The 14,186-nt window shown below is 58.9% G+C and carries 15 protein-coding genes; 6 read left to right on the top strand and 9 right to left on the bottom strand.

Annotated elements, in window-relative coordinates; all coding sequences use genetic code 11:
• Positions 1 to 19: 19 nt before the first annotated feature.
• The 4 genes from VHE34_RS03130 to VHE34_RS03115 all read right to left on the bottom strand — a co-directional run bounded on the left by VHE34_RS03130 (position 20) and on the right by VHE34_RS03115 (position 5,033).
• On the bottom strand, positions 20 to 2,479 hold the full coding sequence (locus tag VHE34_RS03130; protein WP_325584484.1) for a cation-translocating P-type ATPase: 2,460 nt from the start codon (positions 2,477 to 2,479) through the stop codon (positions 20 to 22).
• A 6-nt stretch (positions 2,480 to 2,485) separates the two neighbouring features.
• Positions 2,486 to 3,322, bottom strand: a complete 837-nt coding sequence (locus VHE34_RS03125) for a universal stress protein (RefSeq protein ID WP_325584482.1) — start codon at positions 3,320 to 3,322, stop codon at positions 2,486 to 2,488.
• 11 nt (positions 3,323 to 3,333) lie between these two features.
• Entirely contained in the window at positions 3,334 to 3,813 is a 480-nt protein-coding gene (locus VHE34_RS03120; protein ID WP_325584480.1) for a hypothetical protein, read from the bottom strand.
• A gap of 74 nt (positions 3,814 to 3,887) precedes the next feature.
• Complete coding sequence (locus VHE34_RS03115) at positions 3,888 to 5,033, bottom strand: S1C family serine protease (protein WP_325584478.1); 1,146 nt, start codon at positions 5,031 to 5,033, stop codon at positions 3,888 to 3,890.
• A 127-nt stretch (positions 5,034 to 5,160) separates the two neighbouring features.
• Between VHE34_RS03115 and VHE34_RS03110 the strand changes: the two genes are divergently transcribed.
• Positions 5,161 to 6,027, top strand: coding sequence for a universal stress protein (locus tag VHE34_RS03110; RefSeq protein ID WP_325584476.1), 867 nt, complete (start codon positions 5,161 to 5,163; stop codon positions 6,025 to 6,027).
• Here VHE34_RS03110 and VHE34_RS03105 read toward each other — a convergent pair.
• A complete protein-coding gene (locus VHE34_RS03105; protein WP_325584474.1) occupies positions 6,007 to 7,053 on the bottom strand; it encodes a cyclic nucleotide-binding domain-containing protein in 1,047 nt (348 codons plus the stop codon). The two genes, VHE34_RS03110 and VHE34_RS03105, sit on opposite strands and share 21 nt — an antisense overlap.
• Positions 7,054 to 7,188: 135 nt before the next feature.
• On the opposite strand from VHE34_RS03105, the gene VHE34_RS03100 reads away from it, so the two are divergent.
• The 5 genes from VHE34_RS03100 to VHE34_RS03080 are packed head-to-tail and all read left to right on the top strand — an operon-like array spanning position 7,189 to position 11,365.
• The gene (locus VHE34_RS03100) at positions 7,189 to 7,413 is read left to right on the top strand and encodes a DUF2892 domain-containing protein (RefSeq protein WP_325584472.1); all 225 of its coding nucleotides are present in this window, start codon (positions 7,189 to 7,191) and stop codon (positions 7,411 to 7,413) included.
• 18 nt (positions 7,414 to 7,431) lie between these two features.
• A complete protein-coding gene (locus VHE34_RS03095) occupies positions 7,432 to 8,268 on the top strand; it encodes a TonB family protein (protein ID WP_325584470.1) in 837 nt (278 codons plus the stop codon).
• 1 nt (position 8,269) lies between these two features.
• A complete protein-coding gene (locus tag VHE34_RS03090; RefSeq protein WP_325584468.1) occupies positions 8,270 to 9,388 on the top strand; it encodes an efflux RND transporter periplasmic adaptor subunit in 1,119 nt (372 codons plus the stop codon).
• On the top strand, positions 9,385 to 10,647 hold the full coding sequence (locus VHE34_RS03085; RefSeq protein ID WP_325584466.1) for an ABC transporter permease: 1,263 nt from the start codon (positions 9,385 to 9,387) through the stop codon (positions 10,645 to 10,647). The genes VHE34_RS03090 and VHE34_RS03085 overlap by 4 nt, the downstream gene beginning before the upstream one ends.
• A gap of 43 nt (positions 10,648 to 10,690) precedes the next feature.
• Positions 10,691 to 11,365: an ABC transporter ATP-binding protein gene (locus tag VHE34_RS03080; RefSeq protein WP_325584464.1), complete on the top strand. Its 675-nt coding sequence runs from the start codon at positions 10,691 to 10,693 to the stop codon at positions 11,363 to 11,365.
• A 22-nt stretch (positions 11,366 to 11,387) separates the two neighbouring features.
• On the opposite strand, the gene VHE34_RS03075 is transcribed toward VHE34_RS03080, so the two are convergent.
• The 4 genes from VHE34_RS03075 to VHE34_RS03060 are packed head-to-tail and all read right to left on the bottom strand — an operon-like array spanning position 11,388 to position 14,144.
• Positions 11,388 to 12,209: a hypothetical protein gene (locus VHE34_RS03075; protein WP_325584462.1), complete on the bottom strand. Its 822-nt coding sequence runs from the start codon at positions 12,207 to 12,209 to the stop codon at positions 11,388 to 11,390.
• Between the two features lie 12 nt (positions 12,210 to 12,221).
• A complete protein-coding gene (locus VHE34_RS03070; RefSeq protein ID WP_325584460.1) occupies positions 12,222 to 12,470 on the bottom strand; it encodes a hypothetical protein in 249 nt (82 codons plus the stop codon).
• Entirely contained in the window at positions 12,457 to 12,819 is a 363-nt protein-coding gene (locus VHE34_RS03065; protein WP_325584458.1) for a hypothetical protein, read from the bottom strand. The genes VHE34_RS03070 and VHE34_RS03065 overlap by 14 nt, the downstream gene beginning before the upstream one ends.
• A gap of 59 nt (positions 12,820 to 12,878) precedes the next feature.
• Positions 12,879 to 14,144, bottom strand: a complete 1,266-nt coding sequence (locus VHE34_RS03060) for a L,D-transpeptidase family protein (RefSeq protein ID WP_325584456.1) — start codon at positions 14,142 to 14,144, stop codon at positions 12,879 to 12,881.
• Positions 14,145 to 14,186 lie beyond the last annotated feature (42 nt).

Genomic DNA, 14,186 nt, shown 5'->3' with positions numbered 1-14,186 from the left:
TTTTGTACGGCGGGGCATTTTATTTTGACCGTATGGCTTTCCCGATTTCGAACCAGCCGGTTGCGGCCATCGCTATGGCGAGGCAGAGCAATATGTGGCGGAAGGGGAGCGGTTGCAATCCGAATACCGTTCGGACAGATGGCACCGTGAGCAGGAGGACGAGGAAGGCGATGGATGCGGAAAGGGTATATTTCAGCAGGGGGTTCTTGTAGCGGAGGGTGACCGGGAGGGTGTGGGTGAAGGAACGGTCTACGAGGGTCAGGAAGACGTTTGCGATGACCAGGGTAAGGAACACCAATGTACGGACATAGGGGAGCGGGTATCCCCGGCGCATCATGTGGTGGTACAGGAGGAGGACGCCGAGGGAGATGAAAATACCCTGCAGGGCGCTGATGGACAGTTCGGCCGGGGTGAAGAGCGATTGGCGGATAGGGCGGGGCGGCAATTTCATCAATTCGCGGCCGGCGGGTTCTTTCTCGAAGAAGATCGAACAGGTGGGTCCCATGATCAGTTCGAGGAAGATGACATGGATGGGGGTGAAGATATTGGGATATCGCCAGTTGAGGAAGACGGGCACGGCGGCGGCGGCCATGATGGGGATGTGAATGGAGAGGATATAGCGAATGGCGTTACGCAGGTTCCGGCCGATCTTCCTGCCCTGGCGAATGGCTTCGGTGACCCTATCCAGGTTGTCTTCGGTGAGAATGAGGTCAGCGGCATTCCTTGCCATCTCTGTTCCGCGAATGCCCATGGCGATGCCGATGCCGGCAGCCTTCAGAGCGAGCGCGTCGTTGACGCCATCGCCGATCATCGCAACGATCCCGCCCTGTTGTTCGAGCGTCTCGACGAGTGTTTTCTTTGCATCGGGAAACATCCTTACGAAGAGGCTGTTGTCCGCGGCGAGCCGTTGCGCCTCTTTTGGTGTTGCGGCCATCCATTCGTCTCCGGATACGGGTTTGCCTTCGATGGGAACCCCGGCCATGGACGCGATGGTCAGAGCCGTTTCGGGGTAGTCGCCGGTGACCAGTTTCACTTTGATTCCGGCCTGTCGCCAGGCCTGCATTTGTTGTGCTATCCCGGGTTTTGGCGGGTCGAAGAGAGCCAGGAGTCCTTCGAAATGCCAGTCGAAGCCGTCCTGATCGGGGGGGAACCGTTCTTGTGGGCCGGCGGTGGCGGAGGCGATGCCGAGCACCCGGCAGCCTTTTTTTGCGAGGGTGTCGACGTGCTGACGGATGATGCGCTGGTCGGCGGCGGGGAGGCGGGTGATGGACAAAATGCGTTCCGGCGCGCCTTTGCCGGCCACGATGATCCGGCCGTCGACGCGATAGACATGGGTCATCATAGGAGGGTGTCCGCCAAGGGGATATTCATGGATCATCGGTGGATAGGGACCGGAAGCTGCGGTCCATGCGGAGGCGATCGCTTTTTCCATCGGATCGAAGGGTTCCACTTCGCTTGCGAGTCGGGCGAAATAAAGGACCCTGTTGCCGGGGATCATTTCGGTCGTCAATTGGCGGGTCGAATGATCATAGATGGCCGCGACGCTCATCCGGTTTTCGGTGATAGTGCCCGTCTTATCCAGGCAGATGACGCTTACGGCGCCGAGGTTTTCGATGGTGGAGGGCTGTCGGGTGATGATGCCGTGCCTGGCCATGTAGAATGCGCCGAGAGCCATGAAGGAGGAGAAGGCCACCGGGATCTCTTCGGGGATGACGGACATGGCGAGCGTCAGGCCTTGAAGGAGGCTTTGGGCGAGGTTATGATCATGTGCGAAATTGACAGCCCAGATCAGGAGGAATACGGCGATGCCGGCGAGCGTCATCGTTTTGAGGAACGAGTCGATCTGTTTTTGGAGTGTCGTTCGGGTGACCGGGATTCCGGAGAGTTGTTTGCCGAGCTTTCCCAGTTGGGTGTTGCGGCCTGTGGCCGTGACCAGGGCGCAGGCTCTGCCGGAGCTTACCAGGGTGCCCTGGAAGAGGCGGGAGTTGTCGTTACCGATGTGTTTTTCGACCGGCAGGGATTCGCCGGTGAGGATCGATTCGTTTACGCTCAGGTCGTTGCATTCGACGACGATGGCGTCGGCGGGGACCCGGTTACCTTCCTCGATGAGGAAGAGATCGCCGGGGACGAGGCTGGCGGTGGGGACAGGCTGTTCACGGCCGTCGCGGATGACCGTAATACCGGGTTCGAAGAACCTGTTCAGGGCTTTGAGGGCGCCGGTGCTGCGCATCTGCTGATAATAAGAAATGGCCGTTACGAATACGATCGCTGCGGCCATGAGGGCGCCTTGTTCCGATTCGCCGAGAAAAAAATACAGGGTGCAGGCGATGACCAGGAGGCCGAACATCGGTTCGCGGATGAGTTGTACCAGCAGGCGCCAACTATCGGATCCTTTTGGCCCTGGTGGGGTATTCGGTCCATATTGGCGAAGGCGGGCGGCGGCCTCCGCCGAGGTCAGGCCGTTCTCGGGAGTGGACATTTGCCGTCAATGCTGTGTGATGAACAGCGGGACACGGGTCGTCCGGGTGATGCCCAGCTGGCCGTCTTCGGTGAAGAAGGAGGACAGGAGGCCTTTGCCGTAGGCGCCCATGACGACGATGTCATCGCCCTTTTCGCTCAGGAAGTTGAATAGCGCCTTTGCTTCGTCGGGACGAACGGCGAGCCAGTCGACGCCGGCGAAGTGCGTCTTCAGCCAGGTGACGATCCGGGCCTGGTCCAGGGAGGAGGTGCTATCGGGATGAAGGTCGACCACTTTTGTCCGTTGCCCGGCGAGGCTGGGAAAGAGGTGGGCGAACTGTTTCATTGCGTAGAGGGAGGAGCGGCCGCCGTCGTAGCAGAAGACGATGTTATCGATGCCGTTGAAGTTCTCCGGTGCGATGAGGACGGGACAGCCTGCGTCGTGGACGATGTCCTTTACGAAACCGGAGGGAGGATCGCCCGCGAGATCGCCGAAGGTATTGGCGTCGAGGATCAGCAGGTCGGCGAAGAGCGATTCGGCGATCAGTTCTTTGGCGGGAACGCCTCTGTCGAGATAGATCGTGGAGCGGACGCCTTCTTCGGTGGCGAGCTGTTTGAACCGGAGCATATTGTTTTCCCGAAGGGTGTTGCTTTCCGCTTGTTCGAGGGTTGCTTCCAGGATGGTCTGTGCCGCAATGCCTGTGGGCTCGGTGATGGCTTCGAAGGCGAGCTGTCTTGCGGCGCGGCGGTCATCGAGGAAGACGGCCGAGAGTTTAGACTGCGTCAGTTTGGCGATATGGCAGGCGAAGCTGACGGAGTTCGGGTCGAGGTCGTGACTGTCGATGGCGATCAATATCTTTTCCATGATTTTTGTATTTAGATTGTTTTATTATAGTTACCCACTTCTTCCAGCTCGCCGTCTTCGATGCGGACGAGGATGAGCTTCTTTTTGTCCTGGAGGTTGACCACCCAGATCTTCCGACCCTGTTCTTCGACGGTGATGGCCGTCGTGATGGAGAAATCGGGGTAATGGGTGCGGACGATCATGCGAACATCGGAGGGCAGGTCTTTTTCATAGCCGCAGGCGATGTGATAGACGATCTGTCCGTTCTTTTTGATGAGGGCGGAGTTTTGCTGGTCGGTCATCATGAACCGGACGAGAAAATTCTTACTCGCGCGAAACCATTGGGCGTCGAGGGCGTCCGGAAAGTTACGGGCGAAGGAAGAGGTGACCGCCTTGTCGACATTTGTGGTGGCGGTGACCGTGACCGGAGGCAGGTTTTGCTGGCAGATTGCCCCGGTGTGCAGGGAAAGCAACAGGAGGCATGCTGCGAGGGCCTTATGAATCGTTGTCATGTGCAAATGGATTTTGGTGAAAGAACGTGTCTGTCAAAAATAGTCCCCGCAGGCGGCCCGCCTTATGACCGGGGTCATTGCCAGCCATGAATTACATCGCCCGTATTGCTTCGGGCGCGAAGGGGGATGATGAGGCGGAATTCCCGGCCGTATCGCAGGAAGGCCACCAGCACTTTGTCGCCGGGGCGGTAGCGGGCCATCAATTCCCTGAAGCGGGTTGTCGATGCAACGGGGTCGTCATTTATGCGGACGATGACGTCGCCGGTTTGCAGGCCGGCGGATGCTGCTCCGCCGTGCGGGTCGATCCGATCGATACAGATGCCGGCCCGCAGTGCGAGCCGGAGGTCCTGTGCCTTGGCGTCATTCATGGTGCTGACGACGATGCCGAGGTATCCCCGGCGCAACTGCCCGTAGCGATAGAGGTCGTTGACGACCTTCTTTACGATGTTGGCTGGGATGGCGAAGGAGTAGCCTGCGAAGACCCCGTTCGGTGTTTCGATCGCGGAGGTAATGCCGATCAGTCTTCCTTCGAGGTCGACGAGGGCTCCGCCGCTGTTACCGGGATTGGCAACGGCGTCGGTTTGCAGATAGCAGTCGAGAGAATTGGAGTCCCCTTTTGAGTCGAGGCTTCTGTACCTGGCGCTGATGATGCCGGAGGTGACGGTGGAGGCAAGGTCGAGGGGATTGCCGACGGCGAGTACCCAGTCGCCGACCTCGGTCGAGTCGGAGTCCCCGAACTCGATGGTGGGGAGGCCGTATTCATCGATGTGCAGCAGCGCAAGGTCGGAAAACGAGTCGGTGGCAATTATCTCGCCCCGATAGGAGCGTTGGTCGGTAAGGAATACGGCGATGCTGCGAGCCTTATCGACGGCATGGCAGTTGGTGACGATATAGCCGTTGGGGCTAATGATCACTCCGGATGCGCTGACCTCGCGGACGTTGAGCTGGGAGTCGAGTGGGGCGAAGAATTCCCGGAAGAATTTCTCACCGAAGAGTTCGGTGAGCACGTTGCGGTCCTCAGCGCTCATTTGTTGTTGGAAGAGGGCGGTGATGTGGGTCACGCAGGGCGTGGCGCGGCCGGCGGCGTAGCGGAAGCTAAGGGTGGGCCCGAAGGAACGGGTTTTGGCGGCGGATGTGGGGATTACCCGGGCGTCGTCCTGGCCGAAGGCGGAGAGGGATAGCGCCGCAAGCAGCAACGCCAGCGCATATAGCTTTTTCATGATCACATTTCTTTGTTCCAAAATCCGATTTCCCGATGCGGAAAAGGCTGACGGCCGTCAGCCGGGCGGCTAATCCGGGTCATGCCGGCGGGTTTGCCGTTCGCGTAGATTCGTAAAAAATCTTTTTATGAGAACGCTTTTAGTTCCCGTGGACGACACGGACAATTCATTGAATGCGGCGAGGTATGCCGCGGACATGGCGCTGGCGATCGAGGGCGACGTTCATTTATTGCATGTGGTTCGTATCCCTGCGATGCCGGCGGAGGCGCCGGTGGGGTATGTATTCGATCAGCTGGAGAAGGCGGGGTTGGCATTGCTGGACCGGCTCGCTGCGGAGCTGATGGCCAGGACCCGTGGCCAGGTTACCGTTCGCACGTTGCAGGTGATCGGCGGAGTGGAATATCAAATTGCCGAGGTCAGCCGCCAGTTGCGGCCGTTTGCCGTCGTGATGGGTGCACCGCGGGGTTCGGTATTGGGGGCGATCGGGGGCAGCCCGGCTGTGGATGCCGCGAGGCATCTCCCCTACCCTGTGCTGGTCATCCCTGCGGGCGCCGGATTCCGGCGTATACGCCGGATCGTCCTGGCCGCGGAGGCAGGGGATATCGAGTCGGGATTGCCGGTGACGGTGGCATTTTTGCGGGAGTTACGGGATCTGTTTGCCGCCCGCTTCGATGTTGTCAATGTGGCCCGGAGATCGGACTCGGGCGAATCCGGGAAAGTGTTCGAGCTGTACCGGTGGAAGGAGGCCTGGGGAGAACTATATCCCGAGTTGCATTTTGTAGCGGCGGAAGATATAGCGGAGGGTGTGGATAAATACATCGGCGAGCATGAGGCGGATTGGTTGATGCTGTTCCCGAAGAGTCACCGTTGGATGGAGTTTCACCGCAGCCGGTCGGCGGGGATGGTGGCGCATTCCCGGGTACCGGTGATGAGTGTGTGCGAAGAGGCGAACCGGACAGAGGCGGCTGCCGAATCAATTGAGCATCTTCCTTAATTTTTCTTCGTTGAGCAGCCAGATGCGGCCGTCGGTGATGTCGATGAGTCCTTCCTTGCGGAAGTCGCCCAGGGTGCGGGTGAGGGATTCAGGGGCAGAGCCGACGAAGGCCGCGAGGTTTTCGCGGGAGACGGTGATGTAGCGTTTACCTTCGATTTGTTGCTGGAGATTGGCAGCCAGGCGGAGGATGCCGTTGGCGACCTTTTTGCGCAGGGAGCTATAGGCCAAATTCAGCATGCCGGCGTCTGTTTCGCCGGAGCTTTTGGCCAGCCAGTGAACGAGTTGGCGGGCGAGGGCGGAGTCGGATTGGAGGATGGAGAGGAATTCCTGGCGGGAGATGCCGATCAATTGGGCGTCTTCGAGGACCTGTGCGTTGTCGGTGTGGGCGCCGCGGCCGAGGACAGCGGTGTAGCCGACGCATTCCCCCGGGCCATGGATGCCGGTGATGAGTTCCTTGCCGTCGGGGTGAACGAGGAACGTTTTTATTTTGCCTTCGGCGATATACCAAACCTGTGAGGCCCGATGGCCTTCGGCGTAGAGCATTTTCTTCTTCCTATAATATTGAAGGTCGCGGTCTGCGGGTCGCCAGGGTCCGGCGTCCACGGGCGGTACCGGGTCGTGGGATCCGGCTGCCATTTGCGGGGCCTGCAGGCGACGTTGTTGCTTTTCAAGACAGGCGTCGACGGCGCGCAGCAGTTCGATGCCCTCGAAGGGCTTTACCAGGTAGTCGTCGGCGCCGAGGTCCATGATGCGGCGGGTATTTGCTTTGTCCGCGTCGCCGGTGAAGACGATGAGCGGGAGTCGTCTCAGTGTTGGCTCGTGCTGGATGGAGGCAAGGGTAGCCTGGAGATCGGCGCCGGGCCCGGCGAGATCACAGATGAGCAGGTCGGGTCTTTCCTTTAAAGCAAGCGCACCGGCCTCGACGGTGTCCTGCGCCGTCAGCACCTTGAAATTGGAGAGGGCGAGGATATCCCTGATGTTGTTGCCCGCGGCGGGCTGATCCCCGATAAGCAGAATATTTTTCATACGTCACATTTCACATTATACCTCAAATTACCGCGGCCGGCCCCTCTCATATTATGAAATTGATCATCGCCGGTACTGATAGAGATCATGGGAACAGCATCGGGCCGATGGTACTTTTATGAAAAGCTTTCAATCATGAAACGGAATATAGCAAATGTCGAAATCGTCATCCGGCTGCTGGCCGGCATAGCATTGGCCGATCTGGCTGTCGACCAGGCGAGTCTTGGTCACTGGAATATGCCGCTTTTCGCACTGGCCTTTTTCTTTGCGTTAACGGCGATCTGGGGATGGTGCCCGCTGTATGCGTTGTTGCATGTTCATACGAACACGCGGCATCACCAGCATCACCCGCATCAATAAACCGCAAAACATCTATTTATGGAAGCGAATAAAATATTAGAGTCCTCCCTGATCGACGTCATTTTCGAAGGGCGGAACAAGGCGTACGGGGCATACGAGCTGCGCCGCCACTATCCACAGCGATTGTTATTGTCGCTGGCAGGGGTCGCGGTCATCACCGGCGCGCTATTCGGCGTCGATTATATCGCCCGGCGATCGCCGGCGCCGGTCAAGCAGCAATTCATGGTGGTGGATGTGCAGCTGGAGGATGTCAAGGAAGCGCAGCATAACGAGCCGCCCCCGCCTCCACCGCCGCCTAAGCAGGTCATGGCAAAGGTGGAGATCACCAAATTCACCCCGCCGAAGATCGTCCGGGATAACGAGGTGAAGGAGGACGAGAGGCCGCCCGAGCAGGAGAAATTGAATGAAACGCGGATCGGGGTGATCAACCAGGAAGGTGTCAAGGATGAGGGAGTGACAGCACCGCCCGTCTCCGCGACCGGTAATGGCGTGGTGGAAGCGCCGAAGCCGAAAAACGTCGAGGACTATGACCGGACCTTTACGAAGGTGGAGATCGAGTCGGAATATCCCGGTGGGACGGCGGCCTGGATGCGTTATCTGAACAAGAACTTCCGGTATCCGGAGGATGCGATCAACAATGAGATCCAGGGGACGGTGGTGGTCCAGTTCATCGTGGACAAGGAAGGGAATGTGAGTAATGTGGAGGCTGTTTCCGGACCGGAGACCGGTGGGTTGCGGCAGGAGGCGATCCGGGTGATCGAGCGCAGCGGCAAGTGGGTGCCGGCGATCCAGAACGGGAGAAATGTGAAGTCGTATAAGAAGCAACCGGTACAATTCAAATTAATGACCAGTTAGTATGCGTGTTTATCGTGCCTTTTCTTTTTTTGCAGCCCTGACGTTTATCGGATGTTGGGGCTGCCGGCGTGTTACGACGATCCATGCGCAACGAAAGGAACTGATCGAGACCGTCTATGCGTCGGGGAAGATCGTGCCGGGGGACGAGTACAGCCTTGCCGCGCTGTGCACCGGCAGGATCGTCCACAAGTTCGTGAAGGACGGCGATACCGTTCATAAGGGTCAGTTGTTGTACAAGGTCAGCGCGGAGGACGTCCGCAGGCGGGCCGATGCGGCGGCGGGCACCTATGCCATTACGGAGAACGATCTTTCCGGTGGCGGCCCAAGGCTGAAGAACCTGGAGCTTGCGTTGCAGAATGCGGGAATCCGGCTGAGGAATGACAGTCTTGTCTATTACCGGTGGAAGCAGTTGTGGAGCGAGAATATCGGGACGAAGAACAATCTCGACAATTGCAGGATGAACTATGAGATGGCGCAGAATGAGAAGCGAATTGCCGAGCAGCAATACGAGGCAGCGCAGAACGAGTTGCGGGTGACGCGGAACGACGCCTGGGCCCAGTTGGGTGTGGTGGCGAAGGAGCTGAAGGAATATTCGATCCGCAGCGACCGGGAGGGCATCGTATACGAGACTTTCAAGGAAACAGGTGAGGCGGTGCGGCCAAACGAGGTTGTGGCGTTGGTGGGTGATAGCCGGCGGCCGGAGATCCGTCTTGCGGTGGACCAGCAGGATATCGGGCGGATCGTCCCCGGGCTGACCGTGCTTGTACAGTCCGATGCAGCAGGAAGCCGGGTCTATATGGCGAAGATCCGCCGGGTCTATCCCGTGATGAACGAGGTGGATCAGACCTTCCGGGTCGATGCGGAGTTTGCCGACGGGGTGACGCCGGCCTTTATCCACAGTTCGGTGGAAGCGAACATCATCATCCGGCGCAAGGCCGGTTGCCTGGTGTTGCCTCGATCGGCGATGGCCGCCCCGGACAGTGTGCGGATCGGGGAGCGGGGCCGATGGAAGACGGTGCGGGTGGAGACAGGGATCGCAACCCTCGACGATATCGAGGTGGTTTCGGGTATCGATGAACATACGGCGGTACGGCCACCTGAAAAAACCGACGCACCATGAAACTGCCGGTAAATTTATCCATTGCGCGGGTGCACCTGTTGAGCCGGAAGAAGCAGACCCTTGTCGCCACATTGGGGGTAACGTTCGGGATCGCGATGTTCATCTTCATGATCAGCTTCATGACGGGGGTGAACAATGTCATCTCGGATATTTTGCTTTCGGTTACGCCGGACATTCATTTTTACAATGACGTGAAGACGGACTACCGGAATTCGGTTTCCGCTCAATATTTCAAAGAGGATAGCGGAAAATGGATCATTGTGCGGCATCCGCGGCCGCGGGCCATTCTGCTCAACCTGAAGAATTCGCCGGGGATCATCGCCGGAATGCGCCGGACTCCCGGAGTGGCAGTCGTTTCGCCGTTGATCTCGGTGCAGGTGTTGTTCAATTATGGCCCGGTGCAGTTGGGCGTCATTGCCGACGGGGTGGATATTCGCGAGGAGGACCGGATCTTTGGGCTCACGGGGAAGATGGTGAACGGGAGGCCCGGGGACCTGCTGACCACGGCCAACGGGATCCTGATCGGGCGGAAGCTGGCGGAGAAGTTAAATGTCGGCGTCGGCGACCTGGTCACGGCAACGGCATCCTCCGGGGCGCAAATGCGGTTCAGGGTGGCCGGTATCTATGAATTTGGATTGGGGTCGGTGGATGAGGGGAAGGTGTATGTCAGTTTGCAGGACCTTCAGCAGCTGCTGGGGAAGGACCGGGATTATATCACCGATATCCGGATCAAGTTGAAGAATAACCAGCAGGCGCATTCGCTGGCGCGTTTGCTGGCCAGGCAATACGGTTACCGGGCGGATGACTGGGAGACGACGAATGCATCCATCAAGGCAGGCAACCGCATCCGCAATACGCTCACCTATGTCGTGAGTTTTACGATGCTGGTCGTAGCGGGGTTCGGCATTTACAATATTATGAATATGGTCATCCTTGGGAAGATGAAGGATATTGCGATCCTGAAGGCGCAGGGGTTCGGCCGGAAGGATATCACGACGATCTTTTTGTCGCAGTCGCTGGTCACCGGAGTGGCCGGTGGGGTGGCGGGGTTGTTGCTGGGATTTTTGCTTTCTTATGGGTTGTCGACGATGCCCTTCCCCCATGATGATTTTATGTTGATCAAGACCTACCCGGTGACCTTCGAGAGCCGGCATTACCTGCTGGGGGCGGGGTTTGGGTTGTTGACAACGCTGGCGGCGGGTTGGCTGCCGGCGAGGAGGGCGGCGAAGGTGGACCCGGTCGCTATTTTGAGGGCTTAGGGGCGACGTGGGGGGCTTTTCGACGGAATTAAAAACGAGAATTATGGCAACGGAAGTGCTAAAAGCCGAAAAACTGGTGAAGGTGTTTACCGAGCCCGCGAGGCAGCAGGTGTTGTATGATGTGTCTTTATCGGTGGACAAGGGACAGTTTGTGACCATCATGGGGAAATCGGGTTGTGGAAAATCAACGTTGCTGTACCTGTTATCGACGTTGGATACCGACTATGAGGGAACGGTGACGATCATGGGCATGGAGGTAACGGGGTTGGACGAGGAGGAGCTGGCGAAGTTTCGAAATGAGCATATCGGGTTTGTGTTTCAGTTCCATTTTTTATTGCCGGAATTCACGGCGCTGGAGAATGTGATGTTACCGGCGTTGAAGCTGGGGCGGTGGGATGCGGCGACGGTGGAGGAGCGGGCGATGGACAAATTGCGGCAGATGGAGATGGATGGGTATGCGCGTCAGCCATCGGGGAAGTTGTCGGGGGGGCAACAACAGCGGGTGGCGATCGCCCGGGCGTTGATCAATGAGCCGGACCTGATCCTGGCTGATGAGCCGACGGGGAACCTGGATTCTGCGAATACGGAGAGGGTGATCGGTATATTCCGGGAGTTGGCGCGGCAGGGGAATACGATCATTGTGGTGACGCATGACCGGGATCTGGCGGAGAGGGCTGATCGGATCGTTGAGATGGCGGATGGGAGGATTGTGGGATGAGGGGGTGGTTCGATTATCGGCGTCAGCAATGAGCCAGGAAGAGGGGGATGTTGTGTTCTTTTATGAGGCGGTTGACGAAGCTGTGGGCGAAGAGGCGGGACCATTCGGAGCGGCCGAAGGCGCCGGCGACGAGCCAGGGGTTGGTCATCATGCCGATCCAGCAGTCATAGAAGTGGTCGGTGGACATCCGGAGGCGGAGCATGCGGAAGTTGCGGAAGTGGATGTTGCCGAGCTCGCGGATGAGATCGTTGTCGGGGATGGAGCCTCTTCCTTTTTCGTCGACATACACGAGAGTGGTGGGGATATTGGCGAATTCCGGGAAGAGTTGGGCGAACTGGCGGATGGCGCGGACGCAGCCGGGGGTGCCGTCGTAGGCGAGGATGATGGAGCCGGGCAGGGTGGGTTCGGTGGGCATCAGCATGACGGGGCATTCGGTGTCATGGAGAACCTTCTGCATGTAGGCGTTGGGTTGGTGGTCGGAGAGGTTATCGAAGAAATGGCGGCTGCTGAGGAGGAGGAGATCGGCGAAGCGGGTCTCTTTGCGGATGGCGGCGACGGCGAAATCGGAGGTGTCCATGCGAATACGGCAGGCGATGGAGTGTGTTTCGCAGAAGCGTTCAACCTGGCGGCCGTGGCGGACGGCGATCTTTTCGTAAGCGTCGGCCAGGGGGATGGCCGTCGTCGCCTCCACTGCGGCGACGGGTGGCCAGAGCTGGGCATAGTCGACGTTGGGGACGAAGGCGGCGGTGAGGAATAGTTTCGACCGCGTGCTCAGGGCTTTGACGAAATCGAGCAATTCACCGTGGTAGCTGCTGCCCTCGAAGGGGACGACTAATTTTTTCATGTGGCGGGCGGGTTATTTGGATTTTCGTGAAAACGCGCGGCTGATGCGGGCGAAGGGTTTGGCGGGTTCGTCTTTTTGGAAGAGCCGGCGGCCGAGCCAGTGGAGGCCGGAGGCGAGTGCTTCGCGGGTGTACTCGGCAGGGTCGAAGGCATGGCGGATGCCGTGCCAGTCTTTGCGGATATCGTCTTCCAGTCCGCGGCGTTCGCGGGCGAGGCGGAGTTGTTCGGTTCGCAGCTGGGCGATGGATCTAATTTTGTTCATGATCTGTCTTTTTTACGAGTAATTGATCGAGAATGGCGTTCATCACGGGGATGCGGATGATGCGTTGGCGGAGGCTATAGACCAGGAGGCCGAAGGCCAGCTGGATCACCGCAACGATCAGGAATCCTGCGATGAGGTCGTCAAGGACACGGCCCAACAGGAGGGCGGCGGCGATGCCGACGAAGATATAGCAGATGACCAGGATGATGGTGATGAATGCGCCGGCGACCAGCGAGGCGATGACCCCGGAGGTCCGTTCGGCGACGCCCAGGCGGACCTCGTCGGCGCGGACCTGCATGTATTCCCGGACATGATCGACGAGGTGTTCCACTTTTGTAAAATCTTCCATAACGAATGTTTTGCTGGATTAAAACTACGTTCCGCTGTGTGCGGGCGGTATGACCGGCATCAGTCGAACAGATGATAAATGTCCTTATATGTGCGCAGGTTGCCGGTGGAGTCGGGGATGGCGGTGAGGTAGACGACGAAAACGGGAACGGGCTTGACCAGGGGGATGGACTGGGGCTTTTGGTTGTTCAGGCAGGCTGCCAGGAAGGTCGTATCGAGCCGGTGGTCGAGGAGGAGGTCGCCGAGGCGGGCGGCCTGTTCGAGCCGGATGCAGCCGTGGCTGAGGTAGCGGTTGGTTGCGCTGAAGGCGCGTTTGAGATTGGTGTCGTGCATATAGACATCGAAGGGGTCGGTCAGTTCGAATTTGAGGACGCCGAGGGCGTTCTCGCAGCCGGGGACCTGGCGGATGCTATAGGGGAAATTACCGGGATGAACTTTTTTCCAGTCGACGGTGGTCGGGTCGACGAGGCGGCCCATTTCGTCGCGCAGTTCAAAATAGGGGAGATCGGCGAATTGGGGGGAGCGTTTGAGGAGGGGGAGGAATTCGTTTACGGCGATGCGGCGGGGGACGTTCCAGTAGGGATAGAGGGTGAGGGCGTTGCACCAGGCTGCGAAGCGGGGAGTCCGTTTGGACGTCTGGCCGGCGACGACGCGCATCTGGAGGGTGAGAGTATCGGCCGAATAGTAATAGAGCATAGCCGAGGGGATATTGACGATGATGAAGCGATCGAAGGCGAAATGGTGGACGAAGCGGAACATGTTGAGCGTTGCCGAGATGCGGGTGGACAGCCTGGTGTCGCCGCTGTCGAGGGCCAGGGCAAGGGCATTTTTCATCGCTTTGAAGCGGGTCGTTGCGGGGTTGAGGTTATTCAGCCAGGAATCGATTGCGTCCGGGTTGATGGAGTTGAGGCCTGCGAGGAGGAAAGAGTCTTCGTGGTGAGAGAAGGCCGGGGAGACCCCGTCGTACCGGAGGGCCTTGTCCGGGTGACCGCGCCAGGAATCGGCCGCGAGGGCGAGGGCGGCTGCGGTGAATCTACGATCGGCGTCGATGATGGTTCGGGTGTCGGGGGTGGTGCGAGTGGCCGCATCGAGTTGCCGGAGCGCGTCGGGATGGTAGGCATTGCTGTCGAGGCCGAGCCAGGCGGCGCTGTCGATGAATCGGAGCAACCGTGCACGGCCGGCGCCCGCCTGATCATTGGGGCTGAACCAGAAAGGGCGGTTATTGCGCTGTTGGTAGAACCGGTCGACGAGATCCGGGTGAGAGGAGGTTTGCCAACCCGTGAGGGCCAGGACGAGGAGCAGGACAACCGGGCTTGGTTTGTTCATGACAGCGTTTTTGGCAAATTACCCCTGGCGCCAGGCGGGGAA

This window comes from Puia sp. (genome assembly GCF_035546395.1).
Classification (GTDB): domain Bacteria; phylum Bacteroidota; class Bacteroidia; order Chitinophagales; family Chitinophagaceae; genus Puia.
This window is presented reverse-complemented; position numbering and strand designations above follow the sequence as displayed.

Bases quoted from the DNA above. Each gene is read 5' to 3' on its own strand.
- VHE34_RS03090 (WP_325584468.1), top strand. From the start codon at position 8,270: ATGCGTGTTTATCGTGCCTTTTCTTTTTTTGCAGCCCTGACGTTTATC.
- VHE34_RS03095 (WP_325584470.1), top strand. From the start codon at position 7,432: ATGGAAGCGAATAAAATATTAGAGTCCTCCCTGATCGACGTCATTTTC.
- VHE34_RS03115 (WP_325584478.1), bottom strand. From the start codon at position 5,033: ATGAAAAAGCTATATGCGCTGGCGTTGCTGCTTGCGGCGCTATCCCTC.
- VHE34_RS03105 (WP_325584474.1), bottom strand. From the start codon at position 7,053: ATGAAAAATATTCTGCTTATCGGGGATCAGCCCGCCGCGGGCAACAAC.
- VHE34_RS03075 (WP_325584462.1), bottom strand. From the start codon at position 12,209: ATGAAAAAATTAGTCGTCCCCTTCGAGGGCAGCAGCTACCACGGTGAA.
- VHE34_RS03070 (WP_325584460.1), bottom strand. From the start codon at position 12,470: ATGAACAAAATTAGATCCATCGCCCAGCTGCGAACCGAACAACTCCGC.
- VHE34_RS03130 (WP_325584484.1), bottom strand. From the start codon at position 2,479: ATGTCCACTCCCGAGAACGGCCTGACCTCGGCGGAGGCCGCCGCCCGC.
- VHE34_RS03065 (WP_325584458.1), bottom strand. From the start codon at position 12,819: ATGGAAGATTTTACAAAAGTGGAACACCTCGTCGATCATGTCCGGGAA.
- VHE34_RS03080 (WP_325584464.1), top strand. From the start codon at position 10,691: ATGGCAACGGAAGTGCTAAAAGCCGAAAAACTGGTGAAGGTGTTTACC.
- VHE34_RS03110 (WP_325584476.1), top strand. From the start codon at position 5,161: ATGAGAACGCTTTTAGTTCCCGTGGACGACACGGACAATTCATTGAAT.
- VHE34_RS03100 (WP_325584472.1), top strand. From the start codon at position 7,189: ATGAAACGGAATATAGCAAATGTCGAAATCGTCATCCGGCTGCTGGCC.
- VHE34_RS03060 (WP_325584456.1), bottom strand. From the start codon at position 14,144: ATGAACAAACCAAGCCCGGTTGTCCTGCTCCTCGTCCTGGCCCTCACG.
- VHE34_RS03125 (WP_325584482.1), bottom strand. From the start codon at position 3,322: ATGGAAAAGATATTGATCGCCATCGACAGTCACGACCTCGACCCGAAC.
- VHE34_RS03120 (WP_325584480.1), bottom strand. From the start codon at position 3,813: ATGACAACGATTCATAAGGCCCTCGCAGCATGCCTCCTGTTGCTTTCC.
- VHE34_RS03085 (WP_325584466.1), top strand. From the start codon at position 9,385: ATGAAACTGCCGGTAAATTTATCCATTGCGCGGGTGCACCTGTTGAGC.